Here is a 19,971-nt window from a genome sequence, read left to right as displayed (position 1 = left end):
GTAACCGTCCATCCGTTGAACTTCACTCAACAGGGCCGGATCGAAAGAGAATCTGGAGTTCATCTCTTTCATCACCGCCGCCAGGGCATCTAATTCGGCACACACTGTTACACCGATGGTTCCGTAAGGGTATTGGTAATCCTTGTAAAAATCATAAAATCCATTACATATTCCCAGTAAATCGACATTCCCTACCAGATAACGGCCGATTGTATGATATGGGAACCCATACACCATCACTTCAGTAGGCGATGCGATCAGATAGTCGGTCACATCTTTCAGTTCATAAGCTACCTCGATGGACGACATATAGCAATCATCAAAAAGAATATAATCCATTTTTATCCCTGCACCGGCAATACCGCTGGCAAGTGTCGTGATATCTGTCTGGTATTCAGGGGTCGTCCCTCCAAAAAACCGGGTTTCGGGAACTCCCTCATATTCCCAGTAGTCCTTTTCCCTACCCAGCTTTAATGTGCTTTGTTCCTGCTGCACGGGTAACCAGGCCATCCCATGCGAGCCGATAATCATGGCATAGCGATTGGCCGGGGCAAAATACCGAACATCGTTCAATATGGAGGTAATTCCTGTTGATGTAGTGAAAGCCGGGTTGGTATACTCTTTCAGCGTGGTGCGGGTGTTCTTTCCGTCTTTATATTCCATCTCAAACATGATGGCTTCGGTCGACGATGTGGATAAAAACACCAACAAGCGGTTATTTTTCAGTATATTATCCTGTAAAGCCGTTTCAAGATCCGTCAGGTTTTTTGCAAAGTGGGCGGCCAGGTTCGTTGACCATGGCAGGTACATAAATACGGTCCGTTCCGTTTCCTGCGGTTCCGGTTCATCGTCTTTTGTACACGAAACGGTCAGCAGAGAATATATGAACATCAGGATTACCGCCTTTTTCATACGTACATGATCTGTTTATAATTACCTCTCATTATTTTAGCCTATGAGTGCTTCATAAGCAGGTCTTTTATTTTAGGCCCGGACTTATCCTTCCGTCTGGAAGTACCATGTCCAGGTATTGATGTTCACCCGGACAGCGACCCATGGGCCATCGGGATCTGACTGTTCCGAGAAGAAGAAAACAATCACATATTCATCCTTGCGGTCGAAATATTCCTGCTCATCCCAGGTATTATACATTTCCATTTCGGTCAACCGGAGGAAATAGACCAGGTCGATGTCGAACACGACATTACCCGTAGCCTTGTGGGTAACGACAAAGCGGGTCTGCCGGTCGGCCATCAACCGCATGGTATTCAGCTCTACAGCAGCGGCCTGCGCACTTTCCTGCTTTGTATGATATGGTTCGTAACTCAATATATCATCACTGAGCAATGAATTGTCATAGTTGAGGTATCCGTTCGATTCGAGTATCTGGTAACTATAGTCGTCCACATTGATCGTCCATGCAGGGGTTTGTCCCTGGAATACAAAACGGAGTTTGTTGGTGTCTTTAATAAGGCTGACAACCTCGGTTTGGGTGGTTCTTCCTGTAAAATCAACATCGGTGATCTCGCCGTACCAAAGTGGTTCCAGTTCTTTATCTATAATGAGGTTCTGGCTGCGTTTCAGCTTCAATTTCAGTTCTTCAATATCAGATGTACCCGGAATGAGCGAAGCTATCTCGTAAGAATCATGCGCTCCGGCCCATACGATGAACCTGTATCTCCCTGTGGGGATAAATACTTCCATCCGGTAATCTTCCCTGGCGAGAAGAGCGCCTTCGTCGGTCTGTTTGAACAGAAATATACCGTCAGTGTCAAAAATATACAACTCTACTTTATCTACCTGCTTATGGAATACATCTGCCGAAAGCATGTTGTGGTCATAACTAAACTGCACATAAAGACGGCATTCCGGTAAATATTCACGGAAACTGTTGCAGGAGTGGAGCGGCCACAGACTTACTGCGAGGCAGAGTAAAACCAGTTTGTATATCAGATCTCTTATCTTCATTACAGGCAAAATCAAAATATCTAAAACGGAGGAGCGCGCGAAGGCGCTACCCTCCGTTTTTAATTATTTACAGTATCTCATTTTGAGTGTACCAGGTCCACGGGTTAACATTGATCTGCACAGAAAGCCATACTTTTTCGTCTTCGTCCGGGGCATTCGGATCCGGGGCAGGAATGGTCGGATATCCGGGATTGTTGAACGCAGTAATATTGACATCGTAAACAGAGTTGCGTACTACGCCGAACTCTCCGAACTCATTGACTACATCGTCGGCATCGCTATTGTCATGTTTGATCATGACCTTATAGTAGTTCAAACCGCCGTTGTAGAACACGAATCCATTGGATGATGCAGCGCCGGCAGCCACAATATCTGCCTGGATGGTTGCCCAATCCGTATTGAAAGCATCAATAACATTAGCTACAGTATTGCTGTATGGCGGATCGGCATATTCTGCTGCCGTCGGCAACGGGATCGACACAGTTGAAGATATGGATGCCAGGTATGCATTCACAGTAGTCGATATAGGCGTGGTATGGCTATCCGGAGCACCGCCGGAATATTTGCCGGTAAGTTCATCCTCGATCCAGTTTTTCAACGTAGTGAAGCTATAGAAACCGTTGTTGATACGCATCCAGTCGATGGTTGCTGAAGCATTAGTTTCAGCAGCAGTACTGCCAGGATTAACGAAACTAGCTGGGGCGAAATTAGTCTTCACCAACAACTGTGTCGTATAAGCGTGCATATTGTAAGTCTTCTCCTGTGTATTTTCGTGACAATAGTCCGACCCACCGGAAACTTTCCAGTCCCCGGCTGCAGGAGCAGAACTTTCGAGGTAATAATTATAGTTCAATGCATAGTCGGCGGTCGACCATACCCCGATATTGGTATTGTCATAGTTCGGGTCTACGCGGTACGAACCGATCTTATACTGGTCGTACGGTGTAATACAACCTCTTGCTGTTCCTTCCAGATAGGTTTTCGCCCTCTTCGAAACAGGAAAGAATTTCTTATTTGTCACGTTCAGCACCCAACCTGTACCGTCGACAATTGCGGCTGTATTGATGTTCGAAATATTGACCCTGACTTTTGCCACTACACGGTCTATATTGATGGACAGGGCATTGTTCTTGGCTGCGGTGGCATTGGTGTAGAGCGTCAATGTTTCCAGGGCGCCGGTGCTATTATCGGTAGGTTCCAGATCGCCTTTAGCATTGGACATCATGAATTTATCGTCTGCCGCAACCACGCTGGCCGCATCGGTAAGCGCCGTGTTGACGGCTGAAAATAAATCCCCTTCACTCCTTACGCCGAATGATGCGGGCGGATTGGCCACGATAAGGACATGTGCTGATGTGGCGGGAACTTTAAATGCATCACCGGGAGTACCCGTAGGTTGGCCAATATTACCAGCCTGTGCTGTGAGAGGCACATCCGCAGTTACTTCCAGACCAGTATCGAAGAAAATAGCACGGACAGTACCGATGGTGGTTTCAGCCGGGGTACCGGTTATCTCACCATTCAGGGCGCGGGTATTGTTGGATGTCGAGTTGATACTCAACGAGATCCATGCATCGCCCTCAAGGCTCGTCGCAATATCATTATCGGTGTCGTTCTCGGTATCCTTGTTGCAGGAAGCAAACAGTAACCCGAAAAAGGCCAGGGTTAAAAAAACTTGATTTTTCATATGATTAAAATTAAATGGTTAATTATATTAATTGCTTTTCACTTTTTTCAATTCTTCAAGATTCAAACGGGCTGCTTTAAGGCCGTGTCCGGCCGCCTTGCCAAGGTATTCCTCCGCTTTGCCGAAATCTTCTTCAAGCAGGAAGATCAGGCCCATCGTATTATTGTATTCCGCCGGATATAGCTCCGGATCTACCCTGTCCAGATACCTCCGGGCATAGATCAGGTCGTTGCGCATAAGGGCCGATGTAGCCGCATTCAGGTTCGCGACTTCGCTCTGCGGATACATCCTTACTGCCGTTTCGAATACGTCCACGAACTCCGGCGAACCTTCCGGATAGGAGTTGGCCACCAGAAACATCTCGTTAAGGTTGAGTTCCCGCGGACGGGTTTTGATGATCTCACGCGCCTCTTCCAGTTCAAAATTTCGGATGCTGTATTCAACCTTGCAGGTGGCTACACGCAGACCTGGAAAAATATGTTCCAACATATAGCGGTAGGGCTTTCCGTCATGGAGTTCCATCAGCCGCGTTTCCCGGCCTTCTTCTATGGAGACCCGATCAATAATATCCAATACTTCATCCTTATATTGCATCTTTATATTGCCGAGCGCTTCAACCAGACCGTCCCAATTTTCCCCGCCGAATGCGATATGGTAGAGTGATAATGGGAAATCGTATTGTGCAACCAGATAGTCTTTCAGCGCATTCGCACGGCGTTCTGAAACGATCTTATTACTGGCCAGTGTACCTTCAGGAGAAGCATAGCCGATAATAGACAGACTGTTCACCCTGATATTCGGATTCCCCCTGATCTCACTGATCATACGGTGTATTTTCGCCAGTTCGGCAGTATTGTTCTTATAATCCTCCCTTATCCCTGTCTCATTGGCTCCGAAATCGAGGAAGACCTCTACTTCAACCGCATGCTGTTTCCCCTCTCCCACTTCGGAACGCACATAAGCCGGATGCGGGACCACTTTATATCCAACAGGTGCGACATTGACTGTACCGGTAGGATCACTAACCGTGCCGATAACGGGACGCTCTGTGGCAAAAGTCTGTCCTCCGGAAGCCATATCAAATTCTACCACAGCATCCGCCATCCAGGACTCGTATTCCAATTCGTAATGATAATTCAGGACACCGCTTCTTTTACGCCTGATCTGTTCCACCATATACGGCTGATGGAACTTTTTCCGGTCTGCTGCGCTCATAAGTGCGAGCTCACGTTCGTAAAGCAGATACTCATCACGTCCTTTCAACTCAACCTCAGGTAACCTTGTTTTCTTTTCTCCTCCAACCAGAACCGGTGTTAAAGTGATGTTTTCGGTCGATTTCAGTTCGAAGTTTTTCAGAACGATGTCCAGTTCGAGACGAAGTTTGCCGTACCGCTGCTCCATAAGGACAGGCTCAATAGTTACATACCCCTTGTAAGGCTTGGTCTGCATGATAACCCCACAGATACCCGGCCTACACAGAAGCAATATGGAAATGATCGGTATAATGAAGTTTTTCATACGATTTACGTTTATTTAATCATATAAAGCAATGAAACGGAGGCTTTGGTAGGCCCGAAATAATTTTTACCCGACTCCTTCAGTTTTGACCCGCACTCACTACAAGGGTATTTTTCATAATGGACACGGGTATATCCCAACCCGGTCGAAACCTCTATACTCCAGCGTCTTTTCAATATCCATGAATACCCCACCGAAATACCGCCGCCGAATAGATAACCCTGATAGCGGGACTGCTTCATATTGTCGCTGGCCACTACCCAGTCAGGCCAATTGCCGAAGTTGTAACTGGCAAAATGTAGATGCCCCCCTACGAAAGCCCGGTTGAACCGAGTAAAATTCTGGCTGAACCGCGTAGAGCCCTTGCTGAACCAAAACCGTACTTCAGGCTGCGCCCCCCAATGGCAATAGCGTGCGCCGCTACCGAATCTCCACGGATTTACGCTGAGAGGCACATTCAGTGTCCATTTAGGCGTCAGTCCGAATTCCATCCCGAGGTTCAGTGTTCCCACCGCAACATCCAGAAGATTACTTTTGACGGCTATCTTCTGTGCCGAAGCATTCGGAACGACTATTCCGGCAAGCAGCATTGCGAACAAAATAATTTTTCTGACCATATATAACATTGTCTTTATCTTCTATTCCTGTTCTACTTCAAATTTGATGCGTTTCAGCGAAGCAACATCGGCTGCAGTGTTCACATACACAATTCCGTTCTTACGGACCGAACCAGTACCATTCGCTCCCACATGCAGAAAAATATCACCGCTGTCCACGTATATATCTTCGTAAGATTCGAGTACCCGGTCGCTAAATGGCGAAAGTTGCAGCCAGGACGTATTCGCCGGATCGGCCACATAAGCCGAGGTATATTTTCCACCTGGGGTAAGGGATGAAGCGAAGTCCGATACAACTGTTCCGGTACTGACGATCCGCTCACGTCGCTCTATGGTCACGGCTTTACTAAGGTTACCGAGTATGATACTAATGGTCCCGTTCGTAAACCCTGTACTCATTTTTATTGTTACATCGTCAGTCACAACCGTAGAACTATTTGGCGAAATCTGCATCTTTGGAGTCGATGTAATCTCCAACCCTGTGCCCGAAGCGACAGATATCAGGTTGTCGTTCGGAAAATCGTGTGTACAGTTATTCGTAATGGTAAAAGCCACATATTCTTCATCGGTACCCTCCGGAGTATGGATCACATAATGGGAATTTGTTACTGCCATAAAATATTCACCGTTGGCGATTATTTCATGTGAATTAAGGTCAACAACAGTCAATGTATAGTTGACTGTGTTAGATGGGGACTTGGAAGCCAGGGCATTGGCCAGGCTTGTGAAACCGGGGCCGGTGACCGATGTTATAGTGAAATTATAATGTGTATGGCGATTGATCTGAATAGCACTCCCGGAACCATCCAATATGGCGGCTTTATAATAATAAGTCACACCTTCATACTCCCCACGGATAATAACGAATATTCCATAAGCGGTAAGAGCTTCATACACATATAAAGGATTGGCCCATGTCCCCTGCATAGAGTTGTCCTCACTGGGATTGGCAGCCGCTATGTCGTTTGCAGGATCGTAATAAACACCCAAAATCGACGAGTTATCCATTAGTGGTTCGCCGGAAAGCTGGTGCAGACGTCCCTGCCGGGAAATATTACCTATGTAATTAATGCCAAGAAGAGTAAAATTGGAAGCAGAATTCGTTACAAACATTCTGGCTACCGCACGGTTCAGGTTTAATATTCCCAGTATCAAATTATTGTCGATGCCCGATACCGGAACATTAATGCTCATCGGGATCCGTTGGCCGGTATAGGGAATGTTGGTTTCGGAAGCTGACAGCGGTGCTGTCAGTAGCATAGCACAGACCTGTGAGAGGGTTTTTTCTTTTAGTTGCGTATTCAGGTTATCGGCATCGAATGGATAATTGGTTATGCCATTAATATAGAAGGCGGACGGCGTATTGGCCAGAATAAGTAATTGGCAATCGCTTGCCTGTGGTTGCAGTACAACGTATATTTTCGATGTGGCAGGGTTTTCAAATGCCTGTACCGCTTCAACAAAAACAGCAGAATTCGTGTTTCCACTGAATACAAGTACCCATGGCGTCCTTCCTATTCCATCCTCATCGGCATAACCCGTCCGGGTTACCGGTTCACCATAGCCTGTTGCGCGAGTGAACAGTTCGAGGGTAACGCTGACATTAGCGGTTTTATCATCATCTGCGTATTTTGTTTCCTTTGAACAACCATAGCCTACAGCTGCCGCAAACAACAGTACAAAAATCGTATTTATCAGATTTTTATGTCTACGGTATGTATATGCGATGTTCATTGTTAATTTTATCTTACTGATCAATGGTTACGGATTTATTATTTTCACAGGCCGGATGGACAAACCGTAAGCTTGTGCATATGGCATCGGATAACAAAAATGCCTCATTTCTATTCCCCATATCCCGTCGAAAACGTCCACACTGGAGGGGGGTGCCGGTGTCGAGGACCAATAATAACCGGAACCGCCAGTATATTGTATCGTTCCATCCTCAAGATTCCTTCGTCCCGGGGCGGGGAAGAAAACAGATTTATTATTATCCGGATGATAGAACAGGTTTCCTCTGAATGCGGCATAGGCGTTATTCACCGATACTCCTAACAAATTCCTGTTGATGGGACGTCTATCGAAAAATCCGTCGGCGTAAAAGCCGAATTCCCAGTTTTCATGGATATCCGGATATGTTTTTTCAGTAATAACTGTTGCAGTCACATTAACAGGTGGGTTCGACACCAAATCGCCATCGTTTGCAGTATAAGGGTTTTCATTATAGTGGTTTGTTCCACTTCCACCACGAGGTGTTTTGAACAATGATACCCTCCACTCCGAGCCGCTTATCTGCGAACTGTAATCCACTCGCGTTGCCGGCTGCCCACCGTAATTTACATTTTCACTGCCGTTATTTATTACCATATTCGGATAAGGACCGTTTCGGGCATTCAGGTAATTCTCCGTATCCCCGTCAGTGGGACGGCGGTATCCGTCCGGACTTACTTCATAGTAATTTTCGCGTACAAATGTTTGTACAGGCTCTTCTGATGTTCCGGGTGTGGTCCATCCGAACTTACGCTGTGCCTGGGCGACTGAAACCCAGTCAGCACTCCAATTCTGCCAGACATATATATTGTTTTCCCAGAAAGTCTTCACAACCGACGCGGGAGAATAAGACGCTACCGGTGTATAAGCCTTGTAAAACCATTGGCCATTGCCATCAGTACGGTTAATATAAGGTAAACGGTCGATGGTTCCCCACTGGAAAAAGGCACCTGCCTGTGTCGGATATTCCGTAAATTTTGCCCTGTATCCGTCCTGATTCTGGACTTTGGTATAACTGTTTCCCACATCCGCTGTTAGATTATAGGGAGAAAATGCTTTAGCATTGGTTCTGTATTGGCCAGATAGAATACCCTCGGCAATCTGTTCCGAAGGCGAATAAATATAATCGGCTTCCTCTCCCTGACGGACATAAATGTCGGTTGTAACATCAGTCCATGCATACCGCAGCCAGGAAATTCTTACTACACCATATCGTGGTGAACCCGTATTTTTACCTGTGGTGCCGATACGGAAATAGATGCGGCCCTTACCCGTTACCTTCTTGCCGGTTTCGCCCTTGTAAGTATTCGGAGTAACCGGATAATCTTCCGCGTTGCCTGGATTATCGGTCCCGACGGCGGGGTCAAAACTCGGTGTACTGCTCAAAACGATAAAATCACCGCCCTCAATTATTTCTGCGCTCCACTCGGTCAAATAGTTTTGATAACTACCCTCCCAATCTTCATAACGATTGATGGTATTTTGCATCGTAATGATTCGCTCCCCGGTCTGGTCATTTCTGAAAAACGCGCCATTATAACCCACACCACTATCTTCTCCGTAATCCATGAAACGAGTTCCTGACTGGGAGATGTTTACTGTAATTTCGCGTTGTAATGCGTTGCTTCTATCTGTATTTTCAGCCGAAAGAATGATCCTGTAAGTGCCGGAAAGATCCATACTCCGACTATCCTCCTCGGCCCCATCGCCCAAAAGATCCATATAACCGGTTCCAAGCCCGGTAGAAGCATCGTAGCTGTAATAGAGCCTTTCCGGTACCGGATTGCGGTAATTATTTTCGGTTTCGTCGGCCAGACTGTTGAAAACAAGGTTGGTCCTTATCGTCTGGGTACCCGAAGCCCCCTGGTAAGCTGTGGGAAGAACGCGTACCACGGGCATATTGGATATAAAGGTGATCCTCGCCCCGTTGAAATCCGTAATATCCGCGTTGAACCGGGATACATTCAGAATCCTGACAGGAAGGCCCCAATTGTAGTATTCCTCGTTCCACGGGGTTGTCTGTATATTCAGTTCCAGCGGCATTTTTACTACCCCGACACACAGTAGAGCGCGGTCGTAAGGAAGGGTGTAATCGTCGTCACCTCCGCGCAGTTCACACGACGGATTGTATTTGTCCAGAAGGTTGACCGTCATCACAGTCGCTTTGCTCTTATCCGAAAAAGGCGTGAAAATATTGGATGGCAGGATGACCCTTGTAACCTGTTTCACCCAAACGATGCCCCGGTCAGTCTGTTCCTGTGTGAGCGCCGGAGAGGAGAACATGCCGGCATTTTCGGCAACGGTAAATTTCCGTATGGTTTTCCGGGAAGTTACTTCAGTGGAAGGAGACAATGGTACCACGTCGGGTATCGTACTGAAAGTTACCCCTGTGAATAAATTATCCAGATTTTCAGTGGCTTCCAACGTAACATCCACCCGGACTCCCATGTGCTGAAGTGCAAGCAGGATTACCGAGACAACAGTACCTCCGTCAATGATGGCGCCCGAACCGTCACCCAATACCTGTAAATTATCGATTTGCTGAATAAAAGGAATAAGGGATGTCTGGGAAAATACCGATTCAGGAAGCGATATCCCGGCAAGGTCCGAATAATTCGAAACGTTTTCCAGTGCATTTGCAATAGCAGTCAGATTCGGTTCATTGGCCAGGAAAACGAAATTATAGATACCTCCCCTGATCTTATGGTAAATGACATCACCCACAGATGCCATATAACGTACATTACTTGCACACTGACCGGTACCAGGGTCGAAAGCCAGGATCCTGATGCGGTTGACTACATGGTCGAGGTCGTCAGAACCGCTGCCGTGTGCACGGGTAGATGGCGACCCCGTATTCCTGATAACGATTTGTATGGTATTTTCATTGGTTGTCTGGTAATCGATGGTATCACACGAATGAAATTGTGTAAATAACATGACAACAAATAAATATGAAAAGAAAAATTTCTTCCTTACAAAAATTATTTTATACAAGAAAACAATCATCTCTGGTTGATACAATAAAAGTGATATAAAGTTTTTGTTTGAGAAGTCATCCTGATTTTTGTTCCGTGTAACTCTTTTGAGGAAAATCATCAAATCATCCCCATGAGCCAATTCTTTGCCTTCAAATCCAAATAAGGCAACTCTTCTTTTCTATTAAATCTGTGTTCAGCCTCTTATCATGATAAAATACTGATTTTATAACACTTAACTACACAAAGCTAACTCTTTCTTTTTTCTTAATAATTAAAAAGGTCAAGGTAACTTCTTAAGTTAACAAAGACTGGCCATATTTGTTCGAGATTGTTGACATTATAATACTACGATGCATTACATTCAACAATGGATCTGACAAATATCTCCTTATGATTCACAAACTTCGGCTCTTCATTAGTAATTGCCATTTTACGATCATTTTTATTGAAATAGAAGTCCTCAAAGATAGTTAAAATAAATATTTACTCCTGACAGTGTATTTCTTATTAAAATGATGTAGATAGTTGAAATAAGAAACCCAGATCATTGTCTTATATGACAATAACACATTTTATAATAAATAAATTAACTGAATTATACCAGGGGTAAATTCGTTTCAGGTTCTTTACTCAAAGTCATTTTTAAAACAGAGTCCGGTTCTTCAAATAACAGATCATCTGCTTTATCTTCAATTCAACAACAATACCTGTTCTTCGCTCTACAAAACATTATTTTTTAAATCGAAACAAAACAGCAAATCATGATCCCTTATGTAAAGTTTGCCATTAGCGATAACAGGATGAGTCCACACCATTTTGTCCATGGATGACACTTCGGATCTTTCCGGTATTTCCAGTCGGCCAAACTCTTTCCAGCCGTCCGGGGTAGCAGATACGACAGTGAGTGAACCGGTTCTTTCGTCAAGACAGAGCAGGCGGCTGCCGATACTGGTTACCGCGCCTTTACCGGGTTCGCTGATCCTCTGTTTCCATACTGTTTCACCTGTCCCCAGATTCTGGCACACCCATCCCGGACCATCCGAATAACCGTATATATGATCGCCCACCAGAACGACGCCACCGTGATGGTTGGACATATTCCTGTTGGTGTATACGGTCTCAACATTGAATTTATCTCCATCTTTGGCAAGCCTGAGACCGGCACAGCCGGCGTTGTACCCTGAAGTAACGTAAACCATATGGTCATGATAGATGGGTGTCGGGATGGCAGCGGTCCTGTTACCACCGACATTAGCGCTCCACAATAATTTTCCGTCTTTTGCCGCTATACCTGCCACGCCGTTACGCGCCAGTTGGATATACTGCCGGATCCCGTCGACTTCGGCTACGATCGGGGAAGAGTAACCTCCCATATCTTTCCATTCCGTAGATCTCCATACTAAATCGCCTGTATTTTTGTTGAGCGCTATCATAGTTCCTCCGTCACCACCAGGGGTGCAGATAACGAGATCACCGTCTACCAGCGGCGACTCGCTGAAACCCCAATCCGAATTTGACATGATGTTACCGCCAAAATCAGTCCTGAAATCCTTTTGCCACAGCAACTTGCCGTCAGCAGCCGAAAGGCAGTGCAATTGACCGCCTCCACGGATTAGATATAATTTATCGCCGTCAACCGTAACCGTACCGCGGGGACCGTTACCCCGGTCCATAACGAACAGTTTTCCTAGTGATTGTTTCCACTTCAGGTTGCCGGTTTTCGTATCCAGGGCGAATGCAAAATCATTATCGTCTGCAGCTCCCTGACAATAAAGCGTGGTTCCGACAATAGACGGAGAGGAATATCCGGAACCTGCCTGTTTGAATACCCATAAAAGCGGTGGTTTACTTTCCGACCAATCCAGGTTTAAACCGGTTTCTTTCGATATACCGTCACGGTCCGGACCCCGCCATTGCGGCCAGTCCTGGGCTTCTGATTCCATTCCGGAAATTACGAACATAATTAACATAGCAATCAATGACAAACCTGATTTATTTCTTCTTTTCGTTTTCATGTTCTTTCCGTTTTTTAATGGTTCAATTGGTTAATTACAGTAATCTTATTTTGTATATAATATCCTTACATAGATTATAAAACACAATTACACAAATCTATATTTGAATTCACTAATATTCAAAGTGTTATTGATCTTGAACCCCGCAGGGCTCAACGAAGTTAATATGGATTTTAAATTCGAAATTTATAAAATAACTTTCAGCAAATCACACAAAAATCGCATTATTTTTCGATATACATGCAAGGCTAAGTATGAAAACGAAAAATACCTGTTAAAGACGAAAATAATCAAAGTTCAAAGTTTATCTTTGATGAGCTCGCAAGCTCGGTTCGGGATCAAAATTCAAGATTATATTTTCATTTAACCCTGGACTTTCAAAGTTTAGCTCAAACGATTCATGATATTGTTAAATGATGCTACACACCTCCCCTTACACTGTCCGGATGGTATTGTTTGATATCCCTATTCCGTGATGCTACCGTACCGATGATATTCAAATGTAATACTTTGTTCCTTCATATAATGGAGCATTTCCACCCTTCCTTCTGCTAACGGAGGTGCAGTGGCAATGTATTTGCCCAGTTCGGCAGCCTTTTTATAGATTGCATCAGACAAGTAGGGATTACACGTCCGGATACGTTCATATTTTACCATATGGCCGATGAATGAAGCTTCATCTTCAGTAACAACAGATAACCTGTCATTTTTTCCTGCAAGTTGTTGTAAGACGCCGTATTTCGGGTCATCATCCGCAACACTTATTGTTATAGGAGTCTGTGCCAAGCATGAGGCTGTGACGATCATTAATGAATCACATAGCCGATCAGATGTTTTAATACGTAAAACACAGTTTTTCAAAGGTAAATAGCGGAACATATTTTCTTCCCCAATAATGTGATTCACATCTCTTTCCTGTGAAAATTCCAATTCCAGGTTTCGCCTGTAGCTACTGACGGCAGACTCAAATCGTGTTTTGTCAGGGCCATCAAGTAGTGCTGCGAATGCAGCAAACTCAGTATCGGGTTTACCTGCTTCGGGCAGCTGGTTTTCTTCAATATCCAGAAAGCAGGATACATAATTTGGTCCCCCTGCTTTGATACCTCCGCCAAAAGCCGATAATTTCATTCCGCCAAAAGGTTGACGATTGACAATAGCACCTGTGATTCCACGATTGATATAGAGATTACCTGCCTCAATGCTGTTGCGCCATAATTCGCGTTCGGTTTCATCCAGTGTCTGAAGTCCCGAAGTGAGACCGTATCCGGTAGCATTGACATATTCAATACCTTGTTGTAAGTTATCGATACATACTACGGCCAATAGCGGTCCGAACAATTCGGTACGAAAGGTATAGCTTTCCGGACGAACTCCCCATTTTACGCAGGGTTTCAGAATATATTTCTTATTGTCCATAAATTCAGGTGCTACCAGCCATGATTCACCCGGTTCCAGATGTTCGATGGCATGTAATAGTTTTTCATTATGGTTATCGACCATGGGACCGATGATATGGTTCGGTTCCCACACGCTACCTGTTTGCATACTGGTAACGGCATCTTTTAATTTGGATGCGAACTCGGGATCGTTGTATATTTCTTTTTCCACCAGCAATAGTGAGCAAGCCGAACACTTTTGTCCGGAATTACCGAATGCTGATGCAACTACATTTAGTATCGCATGATCACGGTCTCCGCTACCGGTAAGGATAATAGCGTTCTTACCCCCTGTTTCGGCAGAAAGCGGACAACGGGGATTATTTGCCAACAGGCGGAAAGCCGTATCTGTTCCACCGGTAAGGATCACATGCTTAATGACCGGATGAGCAGTGAGATAATTGAGGGGGTCACGACCGTCGCAACACACCACTTGCAGGGTTTCTTTCGGTACCCCGGCAGCCCAGAAACATTTGGCAAACTCCCATGCAATGGGGAAAGCTACTGTCGCCGGTTTTAGTATCACGCTGTTTCCGCAGGCCAACGCCGAAGCGACACCACCGACAGGTATGGCAAGTGGAAAATTCCACGGCGGAATAACCAGGATTACTCCTTTAGGTGTACAACGGATAGTTTCCAATCCGTCAAAATGTTTCATGCTGATGGGATAGAAACGACAAAAATCGACTGCTTCAGACACTTCAACGTCTCCTTCCGTGAAGGTCTTGCCTGTGATGGCCGACATACAGCCAATAAGGTCGCCACGTGCTGCACAAAGGTGATCAGCCACACGATTCAATAATTTGTTGCGTTCTTCCAGTGTGGTTTTACGCCAGCCGGGCGCATCAGTATCAGCAATATCAACGATATTTTTCATCTGTTCCAGATCAGACAGGTGTACTTCGCAAACACATACTTCGTCATCCTGGCTGCGATCCATATACGGGCGTTTCTTTCCAACAAAGATTTCTTTACCGCCCACTTGTACAGGGATCACATAAGGTGTATCTTCCTTACTTTTTTTCCACTTGTGGCGTATAGAATCCGCCCAGTTACGGTTATTGTGCAAATCAAAATCCGTGTCGGGTTCATTATGGAAAGTATCCGTTTCCGTTACGGGAAGTGGAGGCAGATTACGATTCTGTTTTCTTGTAGGTTCGGGTTTGATCGTATCCTTAAGCGCGTATGCCTGCAGAAACTGGTCATATAAAAATTTCCAGTGTTCCGAGTCGACTTTCAGATTGAATGCATAACTCAGGAAATTATCTTTACCTGTATTTTCATCCAAACGACGCACCAGATATGACACTGCGTTCAGGAAATGCTCATCTTTTACAACAGGTGTATACAGGATCACCTGTTTCCCGAGCGATTTCATCACTCGTGGTAAATGATTGGCCATACCTTCGAGCATCTCAAAATCCACATATTTTTCCACGCCGTTTTCCTGACTAAGCAGGTAAGCATACCCTATGGTGAAAAAGTTGTGTGAAGCCACACCCACATGAACAGCTGCTGCGTTTTCAGGTAACAGTGCACGGTCGAGAATGAGCAGATAATTGGCATCTACTTCCACTTTCGTAGGAAAAACAGGGTTTTCCCATCCCCGGAGTGAAGATATAATGGTTTCCATAGATAAATTGGCGCCTTTTACCAGACGCATTTTAATCGGAGCACCTCCTTCGGCTATACGTTGCCGGGCAAAGTCGAGTAATGCTGTCTGTAACAGCCATGCATCGGGTAGATAGGCCTGTATTACAATTCCTGATGTATAGTTTTTGAACTGAGGCATACCCATTACCGTAAGAAATACTTCCAATGTTAATTCTGTGTCTTTATACTCCTCCATATCGAGATTCACGAATTTAGGACGGCTTATGCCCTGTTCGTCAGTATAGGGATAATCGATGGCCTGTTGGTATATGGCAGCGATACGACGGCAGAGTTCTTCCTTGCTTTGTGCATGATTCAACGGGTGTAGCTGCGCATAGATACCAGAAATCTTGATAGAGATATAATTGATCCTGGGATCTTTCAGGGCTTCCAAATAATGGTAATAACGGTGATCGGCTTCTGCATTGCCGAGCACAACTTCTCCCAGCAGGTTCACATTCTGCCCGATCTGTTCTTTGCGACGTGAGTCCAGATGCTTATCCAGCGCCGGCCGTTCCTCTTTTATGATTATTTTCTTGGTGTCCATCCGTAGCCGTTTTTTAAAGATAGGCATGGCAATGGCCGGAAAACGATAACCGATCCAGGTGAATAGTTTCAATAAAAAAGCATCTGATTTCGGGAAAAATTCCGGTACACCATAGCGTTCTATCAATAATTTCACTCGTCGTGATAATTTACGGTTACTGCGTATTTGTGATGATTCGTCAAGCATTTTCGACAATAACACCTTGTCGTTAGGATGTTGTACCAGCACAGCATATTTTTTCTGTTCTTTCAGTTCGTCAAATGTTAATTCCTTTTCGCTGATTACTAAGAATTTCTTTGCCCATTCACGAACATCATTGGTAGTGACCTCTTTCATTGTTGTATGGTTGTTTTTTAATATTGCAATGTAACAAAAGAGCCCCTGCCAATAACTGATTTTTATCAGGTTTTCTGAAGCCTTATTTCTTTTTTCAAGCGGGACACGGAACATTAACCGTCCGGGTAGGATTTCCATCGCGAAATATTTCTTTCTTCGGAAAGAAACGTCAAATTATAATAGCCTATATTTCTTCGCTTTATAACATTTTGATACATTTTATGTTTTGAATGAAAAATGGTTAAATTCTATTTTTTTCTTAAAAAAGTATCATATTAAAAATTTTTATTCTACATTTGTCGAACAAAGTATAACAATGTAGAATATGAAATTATCACAAGCTGAAGAACAATTGATGGAATTCATCTGGGAATGCGAAACCGCTTTTATGAAGGACATCATGGAACACTATCCGGATCCGAAACCCGCATCCACCACTTTAGCCACACTTCTGAAAAGACTACAGGACAAGGGTGCAATTGCATACCGACTTTTTGGGAACTCACGGCAATATTATCCGTTAGTTACAAAAGATGAGTACTTCAGTAAATATATGAACAATATTGTCAAAAAATTCTTTGGAAATTCGGCTTTGCAATTTGCTTCTTTTTTCACAACTGCCGGAAATATGTCTGAAAAAGAATTGGAGGATTTGAAAAATATTGTCGAAATAGAAATTAATAAGAGGAAAAAATGATTGCGTATTTATTAAAGATGACCCTCTGTGCATTGTTGCTTTACGCAATTTATGCACTGTTGCTCGAAAGGGAAAACATGCATGGTTTCAAGCGGGTATACTTATTGATCAGCATCATCTTTTCCATGGTTGTGCCGCTGACCGACTTAACCATAAACCTGCCGACGACGACTGAAAACATTAGTACATTATCTGTTGGAATTGGTAATGTAGTTGAAATAGTTGAAAGTCAGACTTTTTTTATTGAACCGATTGTCCAGGCAGAAGAGAAGCCGGTGATATCGTCCATTAATTATTCCCGGTTGTTTCTGTCGGTTTACATATTGATCACCTCGCTTTTTCTGTTTCGGTTATTAAAAAATTGCAGGCAGATAATTGTACTCGGACGGAAAAATGCTTCGATAGATTATTATGGCGCAAAAATCGTCCTGATAAATAAAAAATCAGTTCCCCATAGTTTCGGGCGATACATTTTCATTAACAGGGAAGATTATGTCAACGGACGAATAGCCGACGAGATCATATTGCACGAATGGACGCATGTCCACCAGCGACATTCATGGGATATTGTATTTGTCGAATTATTGATCGCTTTCGGATGGTTTAACCCCATATTTTATCTCTACAGAAACAAAATCAGACAGAATCACGAATTTCTTGCCGATAATGCGGTCATACAGAACGATATTGAAGTTGTTCCCGCATATCAAAACATTTTGATCCATCAAATCTCGCAAAACAATCGTATACATATAGTTTCAAATTTTAATTATTTGCTCACCCAAAAAAGAATCGTTATGATGACAAGAATTACATCGAAGAAAAGGGCTTGGTGTATCATCAGTGCATTGATACCCATATTTATCATTGCAAGCTGTACATTTTCAAACAAAAGTACTAAGCCGGATACAGAAACGGTTATTGATTTTGAACAGGTAATAACCCGGGGGAATGGCGTTTCACCCGAATTAGTGACTGAATACCAAACAATTGTGGACAAATATATTGAAAAATCCATCTCAGGAAATTCGGATGAATCCGACAAATTGTATTGGAAAACAGCTCAATTACAGGAAGAGGACTGGATTCGATTATATACGATATATGTACAAATGGACTGGGATCAACAAAAAGAACAGAAAATCCGCTTTGGAGAAGCGTTGCATTATTATGATAACAGGAAGGCTTATCCCCCGAATAAATTAAATTATGACGGATGGAAAATAGATAAAAACTGCCATATCAGGATTGATGGTGTAGAGGTAGATAAAAGCGTCCTTAATGCCCACAAAAGAACCGATTTTTTCGCTTACCATGTAAGCAGCTTGTCTAAAGGCGAAAATGATTTTAATTACCGGGTTGATTTCTGGACGGAAGATGGGTTCAAAAAGTTTAGCAGGCAAGTGTTTGAGCAACCTGTTTCAATAGGTAAATTATTGGAAATAAGACCAGATATTCGTTTTGTGATGGAACAAAAGAATGATGATTATGTATTTGTAAGTAAAAATCATGGTTCTTCCCGGGGATGGAAGGAAGCTTCAATTAAGGTAATGAAGAATACAGAAAATGAAGGGTATAGTTCTTCGTCGAGAATTAGAAACGGCGGATCATCCCCTTTATCGTACCATCGAAATAAGGAATCAGGTGTTGATAAAGCCGGAGATTGTAATTGTAGTTAACTGGTAGTGGTTCACAAAAATAATGGAACCGGAGAGCATTTCATTTATTCTTTCAATACTATTTTCTTTATAATCTGGTAAAAAGACCCCGATGGCAGGAATATGATGTGTGGTTGATGGGTAATATTATTATCGATCAACCACATTATCCGGAATGTATAGTTAAAAAGATTACTGCGCTTTGTCTCAATTTTAAATTATTAACTTTCAACTATATAAATACTATGCAGCAGCGGACTTTACGGATCGATAGAAACATTTGAAGGAATCAGATATCATTCACAATCCATGCTTTAAACTCGGATGCTTTGTTTTTACTGATATAGATCCTTTCCGGTGTTTCCACATCAAGTATAATAAGCAGGCGCCTGTCGATCCATATTGTTATCTTTTTTACGCTGTCCCTTGCAATGATAAATTGTTTGTTTGCCCGGATAAAGTCGGCAGGATTTAAGGATAGCATGATCTGGTCCAGCGATTTCGAATAAGCATAGTTGCTGCCATCCTTCAGGAATACCCGCGTATTTTTGTCCGTATTGTAAAAACAGGAAATATTTGTCAAACTAACCGGTAGGTACTGGTCTTTGTGGGGAATCAGTAATTTATCCCTGTATTTTTGACCCGGCGCCATTTGCGTTATTCTCGACAGGTACTGGGAGATTTCCGTCCTTGTCCATTTGCCGAACTTTTCCAGGGCACGTTCCAGCTCTTCTGATTTAATGGGTTTGAGAAGATAGTCGACACTGTTCACCTTAAAAGCGTCGATGGCATATTCGTCATAAGCTGTTGTGAATATGATCGGGGTTTCCACATTGATGTAATCGAATATGGAAAATGCCGATCCGTCGGAGAGATGGATATCCATTAATATAAGGTCGGGAAGCGGGTTGTTTTGCAGCCACTTGACGGTTTGGCTTACTCCTTCCGTATTGCCTGCAATTTCGATATCCGGATCGATCTCCAAAAGAATATCTGCCAGACTTTCATATGCTACCGTTTCATCTTCAACAATCAGTACTTTCATATTTTTTAAAGTTCAAGATTCAAAATTCCGAATTCAAAATTTT

At 43.7% G+C, this 19,971-nt stretch carries 12 protein-coding genes; 2 read left to right on the top strand and 10 right to left on the bottom strand.

Annotation, left to right across the window (positions count from 1 at the left end; translation table 11 throughout):
- From LBQ60_13535 to LBQ60_13495, 9 genes are all read right to left on the bottom strand, one after another.
- Positions 1-912: Clostripain family protein (locus tag LBQ60_13535; GenBank protein MDR2038939.1), on the bottom strand; the 912-nt coding region annotated here is incomplete at its 3' end.
- A gap of 84 nt (positions 913-996) precedes the next feature.
- Positions 997-1,968 carry a FimB/Mfa2 family fimbrial subunit gene (locus LBQ60_13530; GenBank protein ID MDR2038938.1) on the bottom strand — a complete coding sequence of 324 codons (972 nt, stop codon included), beginning with the start codon at positions 1,966-1,968 and terminating at the stop codon, positions 997-999.
- Positions 1,969-2,035: 67 nt separating this feature from the next.
- Positions 2,036-3,655, bottom strand: coding sequence for an Mfa1 family fimbria major subunit (locus LBQ60_13525; GenBank protein ID MDR2038937.1), 1,620 nt, complete (start codon positions 3,653-3,655; stop codon positions 2,036-2,038).
- Positions 3,656-3,682: 27 nt separating this feature from the next.
- Complete coding sequence (locus tag LBQ60_13520) at positions 3,683-5,173, bottom strand: DUF3868 domain-containing protein (GenBank protein MDR2038936.1); 1,491 nt, start codon at positions 5,171-5,173, stop codon at positions 3,683-3,685.
- 11 nt (positions 5,174-5,184) lie between these two features.
- Positions 5,185-5,763 carry a DUF3575 domain-containing protein gene (locus LBQ60_13515; protein MDR2038935.1) on the bottom strand — a complete coding sequence of 193 codons (579 nt, stop codon included), beginning with the start codon at positions 5,761-5,763 and terminating at the stop codon, positions 5,185-5,187.
- Positions 5,764-5,811: 48 nt separating this feature from the next.
- Positions 5,812-7,524, bottom strand: coding sequence for a hypothetical protein (locus tag LBQ60_13510; protein ID MDR2038934.1), 1,713 nt, complete (start codon positions 7,522-7,524; stop codon positions 5,812-5,814).
- A gap of 27 nt (positions 7,525-7,551) precedes the next feature.
- Complete coding sequence (locus LBQ60_13505; GenBank protein ID MDR2038933.1) at positions 7,552-10,500, bottom strand: hypothetical protein; 2,949 nt, start codon at positions 10,498-10,500, stop codon at positions 7,552-7,554.
- Between the two features lie 760 nt (positions 10,501-11,260).
- On the bottom strand, positions 11,261-12,556 hold the full coding sequence (locus LBQ60_13500; protein MDR2038932.1) for a PQQ-like beta-propeller repeat protein: 1,296 nt from the start codon (positions 12,554-12,556) through the stop codon (positions 11,261-11,263).
- A gap of 465 nt (positions 12,557-13,021) precedes the next feature.
- Complete coding sequence (locus LBQ60_13495) at positions 13,022-16,528, bottom strand: bifunctional proline dehydrogenase/L-glutamate gamma-semialdehyde dehydrogenase (protein ID MDR2038931.1); 3,507 nt, start codon at positions 16,526-16,528, stop codon at positions 13,022-13,024.
- Between the two features lie 325 nt (positions 16,529-16,853).
- Between LBQ60_13495 and LBQ60_13490 the strand changes: the two genes are divergently transcribed.
- Both LBQ60_13490 and LBQ60_13485 read left to right on the top strand, forming a co-directional pair.
- Positions 16,854-17,225, top strand: coding sequence for a BlaI/MecI/CopY family transcriptional regulator (locus tag LBQ60_13490; GenBank protein MDR2038930.1), 372 nt, complete (start codon positions 16,854-16,856; stop codon positions 17,223-17,225).
- The gene (locus tag LBQ60_13485; GenBank protein MDR2038929.1) at positions 17,222-18,904 is read left to right on the top strand and encodes a hypothetical protein; all 1,683 of its coding nucleotides are present in this window, start codon (positions 17,222-17,224) and stop codon (positions 18,902-18,904) included. Before LBQ60_13490 ends, LBQ60_13485 begins: the two co-directional genes overlap by 4 nt.
- A gap of 268 nt (positions 18,905-19,172) precedes the next feature.
- Here LBQ60_13485 and LBQ60_13480 read toward each other — a convergent pair whose 3' ends face one another.
- The gene (locus LBQ60_13480; GenBank protein MDR2038928.1) at positions 19,173-19,928 is read right to left on the bottom strand and encodes a LytTR family DNA-binding domain-containing protein; all 756 of its coding nucleotides are present in this window, start codon (positions 19,926-19,928) and stop codon (positions 19,173-19,175) included.
- Between the last annotated feature and the right edge of the window lie 43 nt (positions 19,929-19,971).

Source organism: Bacteroidales bacterium (assembly GCA_031275285.1).
GTDB lineage: Bacteria > Bacteroidota > Bacteroidia > Bacteroidales > UBA4181 > JAIRLS01.
Note: the sequence above shows the minus strand (reverse complement) of the source record. Positions and strands in the feature narration are given on the sequence as shown.

Bases quoted from the DNA above. Each gene is read 5' to 3' on its own strand.
- LBQ60_13490 (MDR2038930.1), top strand. From the start codon at position 16,854: ATGAAATTATCACAAGCTGAAGAACAATTGATGGAATTCATCTGGGAA.
- LBQ60_13515 (MDR2038935.1), bottom strand. From the start codon at position 5,763: ATGCTGCTTGCCGGAATAGTCGTTCCGAATGCTTCGGCACAGAAGATA.
- LBQ60_13530 (MDR2038938.1), bottom strand. From the start codon at position 1,968: ATGAAGATAAGAGATCTGATATACAAACTGGTTTTACTCTGCCTCGCA.
- LBQ60_13510 (MDR2038934.1), bottom strand. From the start codon at position 7,524: ATGAACATCGCATATACATACCGTAGACATAAAAATCTGATAAATACG.
- LBQ60_13520 (MDR2038936.1), bottom strand. From the start codon at position 5,173: ATGAAAAACTTCATTATACCGATCATTTCCATATTGCTTCTGTGTAGG.
- LBQ60_13505 (MDR2038933.1), bottom strand. From the start codon at position 10,500: ATGTTATTTACACAATTTCATTCGTGTGATACCATCGATTACCAGACA.
- LBQ60_13525 (MDR2038937.1), bottom strand. From the start codon at position 3,655: ATGAAAAATCAAGTTTTTTTAACCCTGGCCTTTTTCGGGTTACTGTTT.
- LBQ60_13485 (MDR2038929.1), top strand. From the start codon at position 17,222: ATGATTGCGTATTTATTAAAGATGACCCTCTGTGCATTGTTGCTTTAC.
- LBQ60_13480 (MDR2038928.1), bottom strand. From the start codon at position 19,928: ATGAAAGTACTGATTGTTGAAGATGAAACGGTAGCATATGAAAGTCTG.
- LBQ60_13495 (MDR2038931.1), bottom strand. From the start codon at position 16,528: ATGAAAGAGGTCACTACCAATGATGTTCGTGAATGGGCAAAGAAATTC.
- LBQ60_13500 (MDR2038932.1), bottom strand. From the start codon at position 12,556: ATGAAAACGAAAAGAAGAAATAAATCAGGTTTGTCATTGATTGCTATG.